At 69.4% G+C, this 13,713-nt stretch carries 13 protein-coding genes; 5 read left to right on the top strand and 8 right to left on the bottom strand.

Annotated features, from left to right (window positions below; all coding sequences use genetic code 11):
- Window positions 1–29: 29 nt before the first annotated feature.
- On the bottom strand, window positions 30–1,469 hold the full coding sequence (locus RAC69_RS00175; RefSeq protein ID WP_341934765.1) for a cation:dicarboxylate symporter family transporter: 1,440 nt from the start codon (window positions 1,467–1,469) through the stop codon (window positions 30–32).
- A gap of 159 nt (window positions 1,470–1,628) precedes the next feature.
- On the opposite strand from RAC69_RS00175, the gene RAC69_RS00170 reads away from it, so the two are divergent.
- Both RAC69_RS00170 and RAC69_RS00165 read left to right on the top strand, forming a co-directional pair.
- Complete coding sequence (locus RAC69_RS00170; RefSeq protein WP_375084351.1) at window positions 1,629–2,906, top strand: ATP-binding protein; 1,278 nt, start codon at window positions 1,629–1,631, stop codon at window positions 2,904–2,906.
- On the top strand, window positions 2,903–3,589 hold the full coding sequence (locus tag RAC69_RS00165) for a response regulator (protein ID WP_375084350.1): 687 nt from the start codon (window positions 2,903–2,905) through the stop codon (window positions 3,587–3,589). Before RAC69_RS00170 ends, RAC69_RS00165 begins: the two co-directional genes overlap by 4 nt.
- A 22-nt stretch (window positions 3,590–3,611) precedes the next feature.
- Here the strand turns inward: RAC69_RS00165 and RAC69_RS00160 are convergent, their stop codons facing one another.
- Both RAC69_RS00160 and RAC69_RS00155 read right to left on the bottom strand, forming a co-directional pair.
- Window positions 3,612–4,256, bottom strand: coding sequence for an FMN reductase (locus RAC69_RS00160; RefSeq protein WP_375084349.1), 645 nt, complete (start codon window positions 4,254–4,256; stop codon window positions 3,612–3,614).
- 1 nt (window position 4,257) lies between these two features.
- A complete protein-coding gene (locus RAC69_RS00155; RefSeq protein WP_375084348.1) occupies window positions 4,258–5,481 on the bottom strand; it encodes an LLM class flavin-dependent oxidoreductase in 1,224 nt (407 codons plus the stop codon).
- Between the two features lie 110 nt (window positions 5,482–5,591).
- Here RAC69_RS00155 and RAC69_RS00150 point away from each other — a divergent pair, with 110 nt between their 5' ends.
- Both RAC69_RS00150 and RAC69_RS00145 read left to right on the top strand, forming a co-directional pair.
- Window positions 5,592–6,740, top strand: a complete 1,149-nt coding sequence (locus tag RAC69_RS00150) for an acyltransferase family protein (RefSeq protein WP_375084347.1) — start codon at window positions 5,592–5,594, stop codon at window positions 6,738–6,740.
- A complete protein-coding gene (locus RAC69_RS00145) occupies window positions 6,737–7,606 on the top strand; it encodes a serine hydrolase domain-containing protein (protein ID WP_375084346.1) in 870 nt (289 codons plus the stop codon). The genes RAC69_RS00150 and RAC69_RS00145 overlap by 4 nt, the downstream gene beginning before the upstream one ends.
- A 48-nt stretch (window positions 7,607–7,654) precedes the next feature.
- On the opposite strand, the gene efeB is transcribed toward RAC69_RS00145, so the two are convergent.
- Genes efeB through efeU form a run of 3 tightly spaced genes read right to left on the bottom strand, consistent with a single transcriptional unit; the run spans window position 7,655 to window position 11,166 of the window.
- Complete coding sequence (gene efeB, locus RAC69_RS00140; protein ID WP_375084345.1) at window positions 7,655–8,962, bottom strand: iron uptake transporter deferrochelatase/peroxidase subunit; 1,308 nt, start codon at window positions 8,960–8,962, stop codon at window positions 7,655–7,657.
- Window positions 8,963–8,983: 21 nt separating this feature from the next.
- Window positions 8,984–10,216 carry an iron uptake system protein EfeO gene (gene efeO / locus RAC69_RS00135; RefSeq protein WP_375084344.1) on the bottom strand — a complete coding sequence of 411 codons (1,233 nt, stop codon included), beginning with the start codon at window positions 10,214–10,216 and terminating at the stop codon, window positions 8,984–8,986.
- Window positions 10,213–11,166, bottom strand: coding sequence for an iron uptake transporter permease EfeU (gene efeU / locus RAC69_RS00130; RefSeq protein WP_375084343.1), 954 nt, complete (start codon window positions 11,164–11,166; stop codon window positions 10,213–10,215). The genes efeO and efeU overlap by 4 nt, the downstream gene beginning before the upstream one ends.
- 163 nt (window positions 11,167–11,329) lie before the next feature.
- On the opposite strand from efeU, the gene RAC69_RS00125 reads away from it, so the two are divergent.
- Window positions 11,330–12,334 (top strand): isopenicillin N synthase family dioxygenase, encoded by a 1,005-nt coding sequence (locus RAC69_RS00125; RefSeq protein ID WP_375084342.1) that lies wholly within the window; start codon window positions 11,330–11,332, stop codon window positions 12,332–12,334.
- Between the two features lie 9 nt (window positions 12,335–12,343).
- Here the strand turns inward: RAC69_RS00125 and RAC69_RS00120 are convergent, their stop codons facing one another.
- Entirely contained in the window at window positions 12,344–12,700 is a 357-nt protein-coding gene (locus RAC69_RS00120; protein WP_375084341.1) for a transcriptional regulator, read from the bottom strand.
- Window positions 12,690–13,565 carry a hypothetical protein gene (locus RAC69_RS00115; RefSeq protein WP_375084340.1) on the bottom strand — a complete coding sequence of 292 codons (876 nt, stop codon included), beginning with the start codon at window positions 13,563–13,565 and terminating at the stop codon, window positions 12,690–12,692. Before RAC69_RS00115 ends, RAC69_RS00120 begins: the two co-directional genes overlap by 11 nt.
- Between the last annotated feature and the right edge of the window lie 148 nt (window positions 13,566–13,713).

Raw genomic sequence — 13,713 nt, 5'->3', positions numbered from 1 at the left:
CGGCTCCCGTATCCCCTTCGTCCGCTCGGTCAGTTCTGCGCCGCCCTGGCGCGTGCGCGCTCCTGCTTCGCCGACATCTCGTCGAGTGCGGAGTCCTTGAGCCCCTGCACGTCGACGGCCTTGCGCTCGTCGGCCATGCCGTGGTCGTCGACCCCGTCGAGCACCGACTCGTCGAACGGCACCTCGCCGCTGAGGACCCGGCGCACGCGCTCCCGGTCGATCTGGCGGGTCCAGGTGCCGATGAGCAGCGTCGCCACCGCGTTACCGGTGAAGTTAGTCAGCGCGCGTCCCTCCGACATGAAGCGGTCGATGCCGACGATGACACCGACGCCGTCGACGAGGTCGGGGCGGTAGGCCTGGAGACCGCCGGCGAGCGTCGCGAGCCCTGCGCCGGTGACCCCGGCCGCCCCCTTGCTCGCGATGATCATGAACACGAGCAGGCCGATCTGCTCTCCGATCGACATCGGCTGTCCCATTCCCGTGGCGATGAAAAGCGAGGCCATGGTCAGGTAGATCGCGGTGCCGTCGAGGTTGAACGAGTATCCGGTCGGAACCGTGATGCCCACGACCGGCTTCGAGACGCCGACGTGCTCCATCTTCGCGATCAGTCGAGGCAGCGCCGACTCCGACGACGAGGTGCCGACGATCAGCAGGTACTCGCGGGCCAGGTACTTGATGAGGCTGAAGATGTTGACCCGCGTGACCGCGAACAGCAGCACACCCAGCACCACGACGATGAAGACGATGCACGTGATGTAGAAGGCGATCATCAGCACACCGAGGCTCCAGATGGCCGCGATGCCGGTCTTGCCGACGACCGCGGCGATCGCGCCGAACGCCCCGAGCGGCGCCAGCCACAGGATCATGCCGAGGATGCGGAAGACGAGCTTCTGCAGGTTCTTGACGGCATCCATGATGGGCGCGCCCTTCTCGCCCAGCCCCTGCAGCGCGAAGCCGACGAGCAGCGCGATGAAGAGCACCTGCAGCACGCTCTCCCCGGTGAACGCCGAGAAGAACGTCGTCGGGATGATGCCGAGCACGAACTCCGTGGTCGTCTTCGCCTCGGTCTCGGTCGCGTCGTAGGTCGCCGATGCCATGTCGAGGCCGGCGCCCGGGTGGATGATGTTGCCGACGACCAGGCCGATCGCGAGGGCGAAGGTCGACATGACCATGAAGTACAGCAGCGCGAGGCCGCCGATCTTGCCGACGGTCGCCGCCTTCGCGATGGATCCGACGCCGACCACGATCGTGCAGAAGATGATCGGCGCGATCATCATCTTGATGAGCGACACGAAGCCCTTGCCGATGGGTTCCAGGCTCTGACCGACCTCAGGCCAGATGAGTCCGACCGCGGCTCCGAGCACGACGGCGATGATCACCGACACGTACAGCCACGTGTGCCTGTCCCATGACTGCTTGCCTCGCCGCCAATGGAATCCGGGAAGGGTGAACCCCGTCGTGATGGCCATGGCATCCTCCTTGATCATGAACGTCGTCGTCCGTCTGCGCCGGCGTCGTCGCCCGCGGTGTGTTCACCCTCCCCGACTTCCCGTGCCACGGACATTTGTGGTCGTATTGGTCACTACCGAGATCCCGTCATCGCGATCACCGACGATCGGAAGGACCAGATGCGACACGCCCGCGGCACCCGCAGCACCGCCTCGGCGGTGTTCCTCGTCGTCCTCGCAGCGGCCGTCGTGATCGGGGCTCTCGTCGCGGTGTTCCTCGTGGTCGAGGCGCAGCGCGCCACGCATGCCGAGGCCGAGCGGGTGACGGCGGCGACCGCGGTGACGCTCGCGACGTCTCCCGTCGTCGCCGAAGCACTCGCGACGGGTGATGCGGATGCCGCGACGCGTGCTCTCGAGCCGTACGCCCTCGACGTGATCGCCGCGGCTGACCTCGATTTCGTGACGATCATGACCCCGGACGGCGTACGGGTGACCCATCCCGACGTCGACCAGCTCGGCGAACGCTACCTCGGCACCATCCCCACCGCCCCCTCGCAGCTGACAGAGGTGTTCACGGGCACGCTCGGTCCGTCGGTCCGCACGATCGTGCCCGTCCTCACCGCCGACCACGAGCTCATCGGCTGGGTATCGGCCGGCGTGACGATCGAGTCGATCTCCGACACCCTCCTTCGGCGGCTCCCGCTCTCCCTCGTCATCACGATCGGACTCGTCGCGCTGGGGGCGCTGGGCGCCTGGATCGCTCGGAGGACGACACGACGCATCGCCGGCGACCTGCCCCCGGGGCAGCTGCGTGACGCGGTCTCGTCGTACGAGTCGCTGCGGACGCTCGGAGACGCGCTCCGCGCCCAGACCCACGAGCACGGGAACCGCATGCACACCGCGGTCGCGCTGCTCGAACTCGGGCGCAGCGAGGAAGCGATCGAGATCCTCACAGAGACCTCCCGCCAGAGCCAGTCGCTCGTCGACCAGGTCACCGCACGCCGCGCCGGCGACCCCGCCGTCGGCGCCCTGCTGCTGGGGAAGGCGTCGCAGGCAAAGGAACGGGGAATCGACTGGCGGATCCGCATCGAACCGGACACTCCGGCGTCGCCGCTCTCGGCCGTCGACAGCGTCGCCGTGCTCGGCAACCTCGTCGACAACGCGATGGATGCCGTGGCCGACGCCGCCGAGCGCTGGGTCGAGGTGGTGCTGCGGCCCTCCGAGGACGGCGGGATCGTGCTGGAGGTGTCGGACAGCGGCCCCGGGATCCCCGACGACCTCCGCGACCGTGTCTTCGACCAGGGGTTCTCGACCAAGCCGGCCGGCGCCGAGGGACGCGGCGTCGGTCTCGCGCTGGTGCGAGCCGTGGTCGTCGACGCCGGCGGCACCGTCGAGCTGCGACCCGACCCGACCACGTTCCGCGTCACCCTGCCGCCGAAGAGACGGAGGGCCCGGTGATCCGCACCCTGATCGTCGACGACGACGCCCTGACGCTCGAGCTGCACCGCACCTATCTCGAGCGCCTCGACGGCTTCGTCGTGGGCGCGGAATGCACGGGGGCACGTGCAGCGCTCACCGCCGTCCTCGGGGCCGAGGGATCCGAGCGCTTCGACCTCGTGCTGCTCGATGTGACCATGCCGGACGGATCGGGCATCGACGTGCTCCGCACGCTGCGCGCCCGGGCCGCAGCCATCGACGTCATCGCGATCACGGGTGTGCGCGATGCCGGGACCGTACGGCAGATGGCCGCCCTCGGCGTGTACCAGTACCTCGTCAAGCCGTTCCCGTTCGCGGTCTTCCGCGAACGCCTCACGGCCTATCGCGAGCATCGCACTCGAGCGGCCGAGACCGACGGGGAGACGACCCAGGCCGAGATCGACGCGCTGCTCGGCCGAGCGACCGGAACGATCGCCCTGCCCAAGGGGCTCTCGGCCGCGACCCTGGAGGCCGTCACGCACGAGGTGCGCACGTCAGGACCGCTCTCCGCCAGCGAGGCGGCCGATCGATTGGGCATGTCGCGCGTATCGGTGCGCCGCTACCTCGAACACCTGGCCGCGGAGGGAGCCGTGGCCAAGGCGGCGCGGTACGGCGCGCGCGGCAGGCCCGAGACCGAGTACTCCTGGCAGCGACGGGGCCGCTGACACAGATCGACTCGACGTCGGTTCACTCCCCCGCGAGGCCGCCGAGCATGTGCCCGAACGAACGTCCCTCGCCGAGGTAGGTCGCCGGGTCGAACGGGTCGGCGACCGTGGCCGCGTCGCGCTGTGCGACCGCATCCGCGAGCTCCTTCGCCCCCTTCTCCACGCGCCTCGCGAGCGGGGCGACGTCGTCGCCGGCGCCTCCCCAATCGCTCGACGCCGCGAAGACGCCCGTCGACACCGCATCCGCGTGCAGGTAGGCGAAGAGCGGCCGGATCGCATAGTCGATCGCGAGCGAGTGCCGTGCCGTCCCCGCGTTGGCTCCGATCAGCACCGGCGTGCCGGTGAGCGAATCGGGGTCGAGCACGTCGATGAACGACTTGAACAGTCCCGAGTAGCTCGTCGAGAAGATCGGTGTGACCGCGATGAGCGCGTCGGCCGAGACGACGGTGTTGATCGCGGTCTCGAGCGCGGGCGGCGCGAAGCCCGTCAGCAGGTTGTTCGTGATGTCGTGCGCGTAGTCGCGCAACTCGATCACGTCGACCGTGGCGGCGATGTCGCGGGCGGCGAGCGCCTTGACCGTCTCGGCGGCCAGACGGTCGGCGAGCATGCGGGTCGATGACGGGTTCGACAGGCCAGCCGACACGACGGCGATCCGGCGAGTGGTCATCTCACGCCCCCTTTCGGGTCAGGCCGAACGCGGAGCCGGCGGGCGCCGGCGTGTCCTCGTAGGGCGAGTCGCCGGTCAGGTTGTCGCCGCGGTTCGCGCCGGGTCGCGCCTGCCGGGTCGGACCGTCGCCGTACACGGCCTTCACGCGTGCGGCGTGGGTCGGGGCGTCCGGAACCGTCTCCGGGCGGTCCTTCGCCAGCTCCTTGCGCAGCACCGGCACGACCTCGGAGCCGAGGATGTCGAGCTGCTCGAGCACCGTCTTGAGCGGGAGACCGGCGTGGTCGATGAGGAACAGTTGGCGCTGGTAGTCGCCGAAGTGCTCGCGCATGCCGGCGTAGCGGTCGATCACCTGCTGCGGCGAGCCCACCGTCAGCGGGGTCATCTCGGTGAAGTCCTCCATGCTCGGGCCGTGTCCGTACACCGGGGCGTTGTCGAAGTAGGGGCGGAACTGCGACACCGCATCCTGCGACTTCGCGGCCATGAACACCTGCCCGCCGAGTCCGACGATCGCCTGCTCGGGAGTGCCGTGCCCGTAGTGGGCGTAGCGCTGACGGTAGAGCTCGATGAGGCGCTGGTAGTGCTCCTTCGGCCAGAAGATGTTGTTCGCGAAGAAGCCGTCGCCGTAGTACGCGGCCTGCTCCGCGATCTCGGGCGTGCGGATCGATCCGTGCCACACGAACGGGGCGATGCCGTCGAGGGGGCGCGGCGTCGAGGTGAAGCCCTGCAGCGGCGTGCGGAACTTGCCCTCCCAGTCCACGACGTCCTCGCGCCACAGCTTGTGCAGCAGCGCGTAGTTCTCGATCGCGAGGGGCAGCCCCTGGCGGATGTCCTTGCCGAACCAGGGGTACACCGGGCCGGTGTTGCCGCGACCGAGCATGAGGTCCATGCGTCCGTCGGAGACGTGCTGCAGCATCGCGTACTCCTCGGCGATGCGCACCGGGTCGTTGGTGGTGATCAGGGTCGTCGAGGTCGACACGACCAGTCGCTCGGTCTGCGCCGCGAGGGCGGCGAGGAAGGTCGTCGGGCTGGACGACCAGAACGGCGGGTTGTGGTGCTCGCCGATCGCGAAGACGTCGAGTCCGACCTCTTCGCTGTGCTTGGCGATCGCGAGGGTCGCCTTGATCCGCTCCTGCTCGCTGGGCGTGATGCCGGTCGTCGGGTCGCGGGTGATGTCGCTGACCGACATGATGCCGAACTGCATCTGCGTGCCTGTCTGCTCGCTCATGATTGCTCCGTCTTCTCCGAATCGGGTGCCCTGCATCCGGTTCTATTCATTTGAATGTATCTGAGACAACGCGATCGGACCAACTTTATTCCCGGCGGTAGCCTCAGAGGATGAACAGTGTCGGAGCCGGCCCGAACCCCGTCACCTCGACCGCACCGAAGCCCCGCCGCCGCGTCCCGTTCTGGGACAACGCGCGCTATGCCTGCATCGTGCTGGTCGTCCTCGGGCATGCCGTGCAGCGGCTCACGTACGACTCCGACATCGCGCTGGCCGCCTATCTGGCGCTGTACGCCTTCCATATGCCCGCGTTCGCGATCATCTCGGGCTACTTCTCGAAGTCGGGCTCCCCCACCAGGGTCCAGATGGCTCGGGTGATCACCGACATCCTCGTGCCGTACGTGATCTTCGAGTTCCTCTGGACCCTCACGAAGTGGCTGGTCGAGGGCCAGGCCGAGCCGAACTTCACCAAGCCGTCGTGGACCCTGTGGTTCCTCCTCGCCCTGGGCATCTTCCGGCTCGTGCTCCCCTACCTCGCCCTGCTGCGCTGGCCCCTGCTGTGGACCGTCGTCATCTCCGTGGGCGTCGGCTACCTGCCCAACGTCGACAGCACGTTCTCCCTGTCGCGGACGCTCGGCCTGCTGCCCTTCTTCACGCTGGGCTGGTGGCTGCGCGAGCGCGACGTCGTCGCCCGACTGCGCCTCCTCGACGCCCGTCCGTGGTGGCTCAGGGTCGGCGCCGTGGCCGTGCTGGCGGCCGCCGGCTTCGCGGCCTGGCACTGGGTCGACCTCTGGGAGAGAATCGACCTGCGTCAGTGGCTGTTCTACGAAGACGCCTATGCCGATCTCGGCGGCGAGCAGTGGTGGGCCGGCGGCGTCCGCCTCGCGCTGATGATCCTGGCTCTCGTGCTCAGCGCCGCCTTCTTCGTCCTGGTCCCCCGCGGCACCTACTGGTGGACGCGTTTCGGCCAGTACACGATGTACGTCTACCTGCTCCACTCGTTCGCCCTCTACCCGTTCCGCGAGACCGGAGTGCTCCGCGATCTCGACCCGACGTGGCTGTGGCTCCCCCTCGTCACGCTCCTGTCGGTGCTGCTCGCCCTCGTGCTCGCCACGAAACCCGTGCGCTGGGTGTTCCGACCGCTCGTCGAGCCGCGACCGAAGTGGCTGTTCACCGATCCGGAGCTGGCAGGGCGGCAGGGGCATCGCAACGATCCGACGGGTTCGCGACGCCCGCGTCCGGTCTCGGGCGCTCCCCGGTGAGCCGCGCGGCGTCGCTGAGGGACCTCCTCGTCGGCGAGGTCGAGGCGACTGGATTCGGAGCCCACGGCCTTCACGTGCGCGTCGGCGGGAGCACGGCCGAGCACCGCTGGACCCCCGACGAGCGCGAGGAGATCCACTCGGTCGCCAAGGGCGTCAGCGTGCTCGCGGCGGGCATGGCGGATGCCGAGGGCCTGCTGTCCCTCGACGAGCCGATCTCCCGATTGACCGGCGACAGGACGCTCGGACGCGACGTCGCCCACCTCACCCTGCGCCGACTGCTCTCGATGTCGAGCGGCATCGATCTCCCCTGGTCCCCGACCCTGATGACGGATTGGCCCGACCTCGCCGCCGAGTTCCTGAGCCGCGACTCGCGCGGCCGGGTGTTCCAGTACTCCAATGCCAGCACGTACACGGCGATGCGCCTGCTCGAGCGCGTCGTCGGCGACATCGAGGACTACGTGCGGCCTCGACTCCTCGCACCGCTCGGGCTCGACGACGTCGACTGGCGGCGGTGCCCTCGCGGGCACGTGCTCGCCGGCGAGGGCCTCGCGCTCCGCACCGAGGAGATGTCGCGCATCGGCCGCCTGCTCCTCGATCGGGGCGTCTGGAACGGGGAGCGCATCGTGCCGGCATCCGTCGTCGACGCCATGCACGGGGACTGGGTGCCGGCCGGCACGAACGAGGGGTACGAGCGCTACGGCCTCGGAGCGTGGGATGGCCCTGGCGCTGCGTGGCGGCTGCACGGCGCCTACGGCCAGCTCGTGATCCTCCTCGGCGACGCGGTCGTCACGGTATCGGCCGACGACCACTTCGGCGCCGGCGCCGACGCCTTCGCCGCGGCCGCCGTGCGCCTCGTCGAGGGCTGATTCCGGACGCCGGTCGACGGCCTCGCCGCTGAATCGGTCCGGGGCTCCTCAGGCGAACAGGGGCGCTCCGACGTAGGATCCCTGCTCCGCACCCGCCGGGATCGCCCAGATCCCGGAACCGACGTGTCGGATGTACTCGTTCATGCGGTCTGTCGACAGTGAGCGCTGCAGAGCGATGAACTGCGCGGGGTCGCGCTGATACGACAGGAAGAACAGGCCGGCGTCGAGGCGGCCGAGATCGTTGTTGCCGTCGACGTAGTTGAAGCCGCGGCGGAGGATGCGGATCCCGTCGTTCTGCTGCGGATGCGCGAGCCGCACGTGCGAGTTCGCGTCGATGCGCGCTGAGGAGAAGTCCGGGGCGGTGAACTCGTCCCCGCCGGACAGGGGCGCGCCGCGCCCCTTGTCGCGACCGATGATCGTGTCCTGCTCCGAGAGACGCACCCGATCCCAGGTCTCGATGAGCATCGCGATCTTCCTGGCCACGAGGTAGGACCCGCCCGACATCCATGCCGGGTCGTCGGACGCCGCGACCCAGACGCTCTTCTGCAGAGCCGCATCATCGTCGGCGAGGATGTTCGCGGTGCCGTCCTTGAAGCCGAAGAGATTACGCGGCGTCGCCTGGTCGGCCGTCGTACGCGACGTCTTGCCGAAACCCAATTGCGACCACCGCAGCTTCGCCCGGCCGAACGCGATGCGGCTGAGGTTCCGGATCGCGTGCACCGCGACCTGCGGGTCGTCGGCGCACGCCTGGATGCAGAGATCGCCGTTCGACAGCTGCGGGACGAGGTCGTCACCCAGGAACGCGGGAAGCCGTTCCAGCGAGGCCGGCCGCCGCGCGGCGATGCCGTACCGGTCGCCGTCCTCGTTCTCGAACAGGCTGGGGCCGAAGCCGATCGTGATCGTGAGGCCGGCAGCAGGGAGCCCGAGCGCCTCCCCCGTGTCGTCGGGCGGCACCTCGGCGTCGCCGCCGACCGCTCCCGTCGCGCTCACCTCGAGGCCCTGCGTCAGGCGGGAGGCCGCATAGCTCCAGTCCTGCAGGAGCGTCACGAGGTCGTCGCGATCGGTGCGCGGCATCATGTCGAACGCCGCGAAGTGCAGATGCTCCTGCACAGGCGTGGTGATACCTGCCTGGTGCGCGCCGAAGAAGGAGTAGGCGTGCTCGGCGTCCTCCGCTGCCCTGGCGCGCCCGAGCGCCACGCCGCCTGCGAGGCCGGCGCCGAGTCCGACCGCGAGCGACGCGGCCCCGCCGCCGAGTGCGAGTCCGAGGAGCCCCCGGCGGCTCAGCCCCGCGGGGACGGATGCCGCCGCAGACGCGTTCCCGGCGTCTGCGGCGACCTCGTCAGTGCTGTCGTCCACGTGCGTGATCGTACCCGTCGATCAGTCGAGGACCGTGCCGGTGAGCTGCGAGAGCGGTTCGGCCAGAGCGTTGATCAGGTCGGTGAACTCGCGCTTGTCGTCGTCGGTGAGCTCCGAGTATCCGACGAAGCCGTCGGCGAGCGACCCGTGCGCGGCGAGCGAGGCCTCGAGAGCGGCGTAGCCGTCTTCGATCTCGCCGACGAGAGCTTCGCCGTCGTCACCCTGCGCCGCGGCGAAGTCCTGCACGAGCGAGAACGCCATCTTCGACCCCTCGACGTTGGCGGCGAAGTCGTAGAGGTCGGTCCCCGACCACCAGTCCTCCTCGCCGGAGATCTTGCCGGTCGCCACCTCGTCGAGCAGCGCGATCGCCCCGTTCGAGATGCCGCCGATGCCCTGGTCCTCGAGAGCGGTCGTGAAGTCGTCGGAGTGGACGTAGTCGTACAGCTCCTGCACGTCGGCGAGCAGCTGGTCACCGTAACCGGCGCGCTCGTCCGGGGTCGACGGCGCCCAGTCCTGCCAGGCCGGCGTCTCGCCGTCGGCGTTCAGCGCGTCCTGCGCCGGAACCCAGAGGTCCTTCTCGATGCGGTGGAAGCCCGTCCAGTCGAGCCCCTCGGCGACGGCATCCACCTCTCGGTAGTCGATGCGGGGGTCGAGCGTGCCGAGCGCCTCGGCGACCGGCTCGATGCGCTCGTAGAAGGCGCGCGTCTGCGGGAATTCGGTGCGGGCCGTCTCGTCGTCGCCCGACTCGTAGGCGGCGACGAGCTCCTCGACCGCGGGCACGAGCTGGCCGACCTGGTCCTTCACGAACGCGGCGTACAGGTCGACCGCCTGCTGCTTCTGCTCGGAGTCCTCACCGGCGACTGCGACGCGGTCTCCCGTGACCGTGAACTCGGCCTTCCCGACGCCGTCGCCGATCATGCCCGGCTTGCAGAGCGTGTAGTACTTCCCCGGCTGGGCGACCACGGTCAGGGTGCGGGACGCGGCGGGTGCGATGTTCTCGACCTCGCCGACGATGCGCAGGCCGTCCTCGGCGAGCAGGTAGAACTCCGACGTCTGCCCGCTGTCGTTCTTGACGTCGAACGTGAGTGTGCCGCTCTTCGCTGTCGAGCCGGACACGGCGCATTCGGAGTCGGTCGATGCGACGTCGAACGCGGCTCCGGCGGCGGCGTCGCTCTTCGCGACGCATCCGCTCAGCACGAGGACGGCCGCACCGGCGGCCGCGACGGACGCCAGGACTCGGCGGGAGGTGGTCATACTGCTCCTTGATCGGTGGGGGACTCGACCGGTGCGTCCGCGGCGGCGGACGACGGTGTCGAACGAGGGGTGGAGGACCGGCGGGAGCGCAGCCCGCGGACGAAGAGGAAACCGACGACGACGAGGTAGACGACCCACGCCGCGACCTGGAGCCAGGTCATGCGCGGCATGAACCCGACCGTCGCCTGGAGGATCGTGGCGAGTGTTCCGCCGGGCGCGATGGCTGCGCTCGCGTCGAAGGCCCATCCGAACGGGAACGCCGCCCAGCCGGTCGCGACGGCGCCCGTGACCGTGTCGACGGGCGCCAGTGCCGTGAAGGGACCCGGTAGCGCTCCGGCCTCCTGCAGGTCCATGACCGCGTAGGCCAGCACGCCCGCGGCGACGATCACGAGGAAGCCGCTCGTCCAGGTGAAGAACCGGCGCAGGTCGAGACGCACGGCACCGCGCGCCAGCAGCCAGCCGATCACCACGGCGGCTGCGAGCCCGAGCACGGCACCGAGCAGAGCGGTGGGAGCATCGCCGAAGGACTGCACCATCGACCAGAGCAGCAGCGTCGTCTCGATACCCTCCCGGGCGACGGAGACGAAGCCGATCGCGACGAGAGCCCAGACACCGCCCTGGGTGAGCGCCCGGTCGAGACCGCCTTCGAGGGTGGCCTTCATCGTGCGCCCGGCCTTCTGCATCCAGAAGATCATCCAGGTGACCATTCCGACGGCGAGCAGCGACATGAGACCGCCGATGAGCTCCTGGGCCTCGAACGTCAGCGAGTACGCGCCGAAGGTGAGGATGGCGCCGATCCCCAGAGCCAGAGCGATCGCGAGGCCGATGCCCGCCCACATCCGGGGCAGGGCGTCCGTGCGACCGAGCCTGCGGAGGTAGGCGACGAGGATGCCGACGACGAGCGCGGCCTCGAGGCCTTCGCGGAGGCCGATGAGGAAGGTGGCGAGCACGGTACGGGAACTCTCTGACGAGACAAAGGTAAGGCATCCCTTACCCCGAAGGAGACCTTAGCACCACGTTGGCGATTGTTTCGACGAGGCGCTCGTCGGCGGGCGCCGGGTAACGCGACGCAACACTCGTCCACGCCCCGCCACAGCGACTTACGCTCGGGGAATGGCTGATCTCTCGCTCCCCATCCTCGATCTCTCCCAGCTCGACGCCGGCCCCGAGGCCGCGGCACGATTCCGCGACGAGCTGCGCGCCGCCACCCACGACGTCGGGTTCTTCTACCTCACGGGAACGGGCATCTCCCCCGAGCTCGAAGGGCGCCTGCACCAGGCCGCCCTCGATTTCTTCGCGCTCCCCGAGGAGGACAAGCTCGCGATCGAGAACGTCAAGAGCCCGCACTTCCGCGGCTACACCCGCATCGGCGGTGAGCGCACGCAGGGCAAGGTCGACTGGCGCGAGCAGATCGACATCGGTCCCGAGCGCGAACCCGTCGAGGGCGGCCCTGCGTTCAACCGCCTCACGGGTCCGAACCTCTGGCCGGCAGCGCAGCCGGAGCTGAAGGAGGTCGTCACGAAGTGGCACGACACCCTGACGGAGATCGCCCGCAAGCTGCTGCGCGCGTGGGCACTCACCCTCGGCGCCGAGGAGACGTACTTCGACGAGTCGTTCCGCGATCCGTCCACCCTCATCAAGATCGTCCGGTACCCGGGCACGAACGAGCCGGAGCCCCAGCAGGGCGTCGGCGCGCACAAGGACTCCGGCGTGCTCACGCTGCTCTGGGTCGAACCGGGCAAGGGCGGGCTCCAGGTCGAGCGCGACGGAGAGTGGGTGTCCGCTCCCCCGGTGCCCGGAGCGTTCGTCGTGAACATCGGAGAGCTGCTGGAGTACGCGACCGGCGGGTACCTCAAGGCCACCAACCACCGCGTGATCTCGCCGAGGGCTCCCGAGGAGCGCATCTCGATCCCGTTCTTCTTCAACCCGGCCCTGGACCAGCAGCTGCCGCTCCTCGAACTGCCGGCCGACCTCGCCGCCGAGGCGACCGGCATCACCGAGGACCCGAGCAATCCGATCCACGCGACCTACGGCGAGAACGCGATGAAGTCGCGTCTGCGCGCACACCCCGACGTGGCGGCGATCCACCACCCCGACCTCGTGCAGGCGCAGGCCTGAGGCCGGCGGTCAATCGGTCGCGACCGGCCGCGTCCCGTCGGCGCGACGCCCGCCGAGCTCGACGATCTCCCTGAGGGCCCGGAGATGGCCGGTGAAGGCCGCCTCACCGAGCGCCGTCGACCGGATCCAGGTGCGGGGTCGGCTGCCGACCTGCCCCTTTCGCGTCTGCACGTATCCGGCATCCACGAGGTGGGCGATCGCCTTGCTCAGCGTGGAGTCGCTCGCCTCGATCACATGTGCGAGCGTTCCGAAATCGAGTTCCACTCCCTCTCCGAGGGAGGCCAGCACCGAGAACCGGATCGGTGTCGAGAAGTTGTCGTCGAGTCGCATCCTGGGATGGATCTCCGCGATGCCCTCACTCGACATCGCGGCGCTCCGTCGGAGTCGGCGCGATCGCCACGACGACGGTCGACAGAGCGACCACGACGGCGGCGGCGACACCGAGCAGCGGGTCGACCGGCGATCCGGCTGATGCGTTCAGGGTGACGGCCAACAGGGCAGTCGCACCGAGAGCACCGACGGCGTACTGCGGCCATCGCCACACCTGCCCCAGGTAGGCGAGGCCCCAATCCGTGCGGACGCCGATCACACCCACCACGAACGCCGAACCGATGACGATCGCCAGCACACTGCTCAACAGCAGGTCGTCGAGGGAGACCACGGCGATCGCGGCCGCGAGCAGCGACCCGACCACCAGCGTCGTGACACGGGCGGGCCCCTCGAACGGCGGCTGCGGCACGATGCGCGCGTCGCCGGTCGCGGCTCGGAGATGAGCGACTCCGAGGCCTGCGAAGATCAGACAGGACGTCCAGAGCGGCGCTGCGATCACCGCGAGAGGTGCCTCCGGCGCCACGATCTGCACAGCGAACGATGCGAGGATGCCGAGCACGCTCAGCACAACGATGGCGACGAAGGCTGCGCGATTGCGAGGCACGCGCACCCGCACGCCGTCGCGCTCCGTCGCTCCCGAGACGATCTGCGCCGAGATCATGATGACGAAGACGAAGACCGGCACGACGGCGGGCCTCCCGGAATCCACCACGACGAGGTGTGCCGTGAGGAACACCCCCGTGACGATCGCCGTGACGATGATCGCCCACCCCTGCACCTGCGATCCGCCCTGACGATCACGCCGAGCACGCACGGCATCCGCCTCGTGCAGATACTGCCGAGCGACGTCGGGCGAGGGCGGGTCGAGGGGCGCGAGACCGCGCATCGGCTTCTGTTCCACGTCGCTCCCCCGTTCCGACTCGTCATACTTTCCTAAAGGAAAGTCAGCGCGAGGTCAATGCTCCGCGCGTGGCCGTGCCGGACAGGACGAAGGCCGCCCCACACCTGGGGCGGCCTTCTCAAGAATGTTCTGCGCGATTGAACGCTGG

The sequence above is a fragment of the Microbacterium sp. LS_15 genome (assembly GCF_041954735.1).
Lineage (GTDB): Bacteria > Actinomycetota > Actinomycetes > Actinomycetales > Microbacteriaceae > Microbacterium.
Note: the sequence above shows the minus strand (reverse complement) of the source record. Positions and strands in the feature narration are given on the sequence as shown.

Excerpts from the sequence above, each read along its gene's own strand:
- RAC69_RS00175 (WP_341934765.1), bottom strand. The coding sequence starts at position 1,469 with ATGGCCATCACGACGGGGTTCACCCTTCCCGGATTCCATTGGCGGCGA.
- RAC69_RS00170 (WP_375084351.1), top strand. The coding sequence starts at position 1,629 with ATGCGACACGCCCGCGGCACCCGCAGCACCGCCTCGGCGGTGTTCCTC.
- RAC69_RS00160 (WP_375084349.1), bottom strand. The coding sequence starts at position 4,256 with ATGACCACTCGCCGGATCGCCGTCGTGTCGGCTGGCCTGTCGAACCCG.
- RAC69_RS00155 (WP_375084348.1), bottom strand. The coding sequence starts at position 5,481 with ATGAGCGAGCAGACAGGCACGCAGATGCAGTTCGGCATCATGTCGGTC.
- RAC69_RS00150 (WP_375084347.1), top strand. The coding sequence starts at position 5,592 with ATGAACAGTGTCGGAGCCGGCCCGAACCCCGTCACCTCGACCGCACCG.
- efeO (WP_375084344.1), bottom strand. The coding sequence starts at position 10,216 with ATGACCACCTCCCGCCGAGTCCTGGCGTCCGTCGCGGCCGCCGGTGCG.
- RAC69_RS00125 (WP_375084342.1), top strand. The coding sequence starts at position 11,330 with ATGGCTGATCTCTCGCTCCCCATCCTCGATCTCTCCCAGCTCGACGCC.
- RAC69_RS00120 (WP_375084341.1), bottom strand. The coding sequence starts at position 12,700 with ATGTCGAGTGAGGGCATCGCGGAGATCCATCCCAGGATGCGACTCGAC.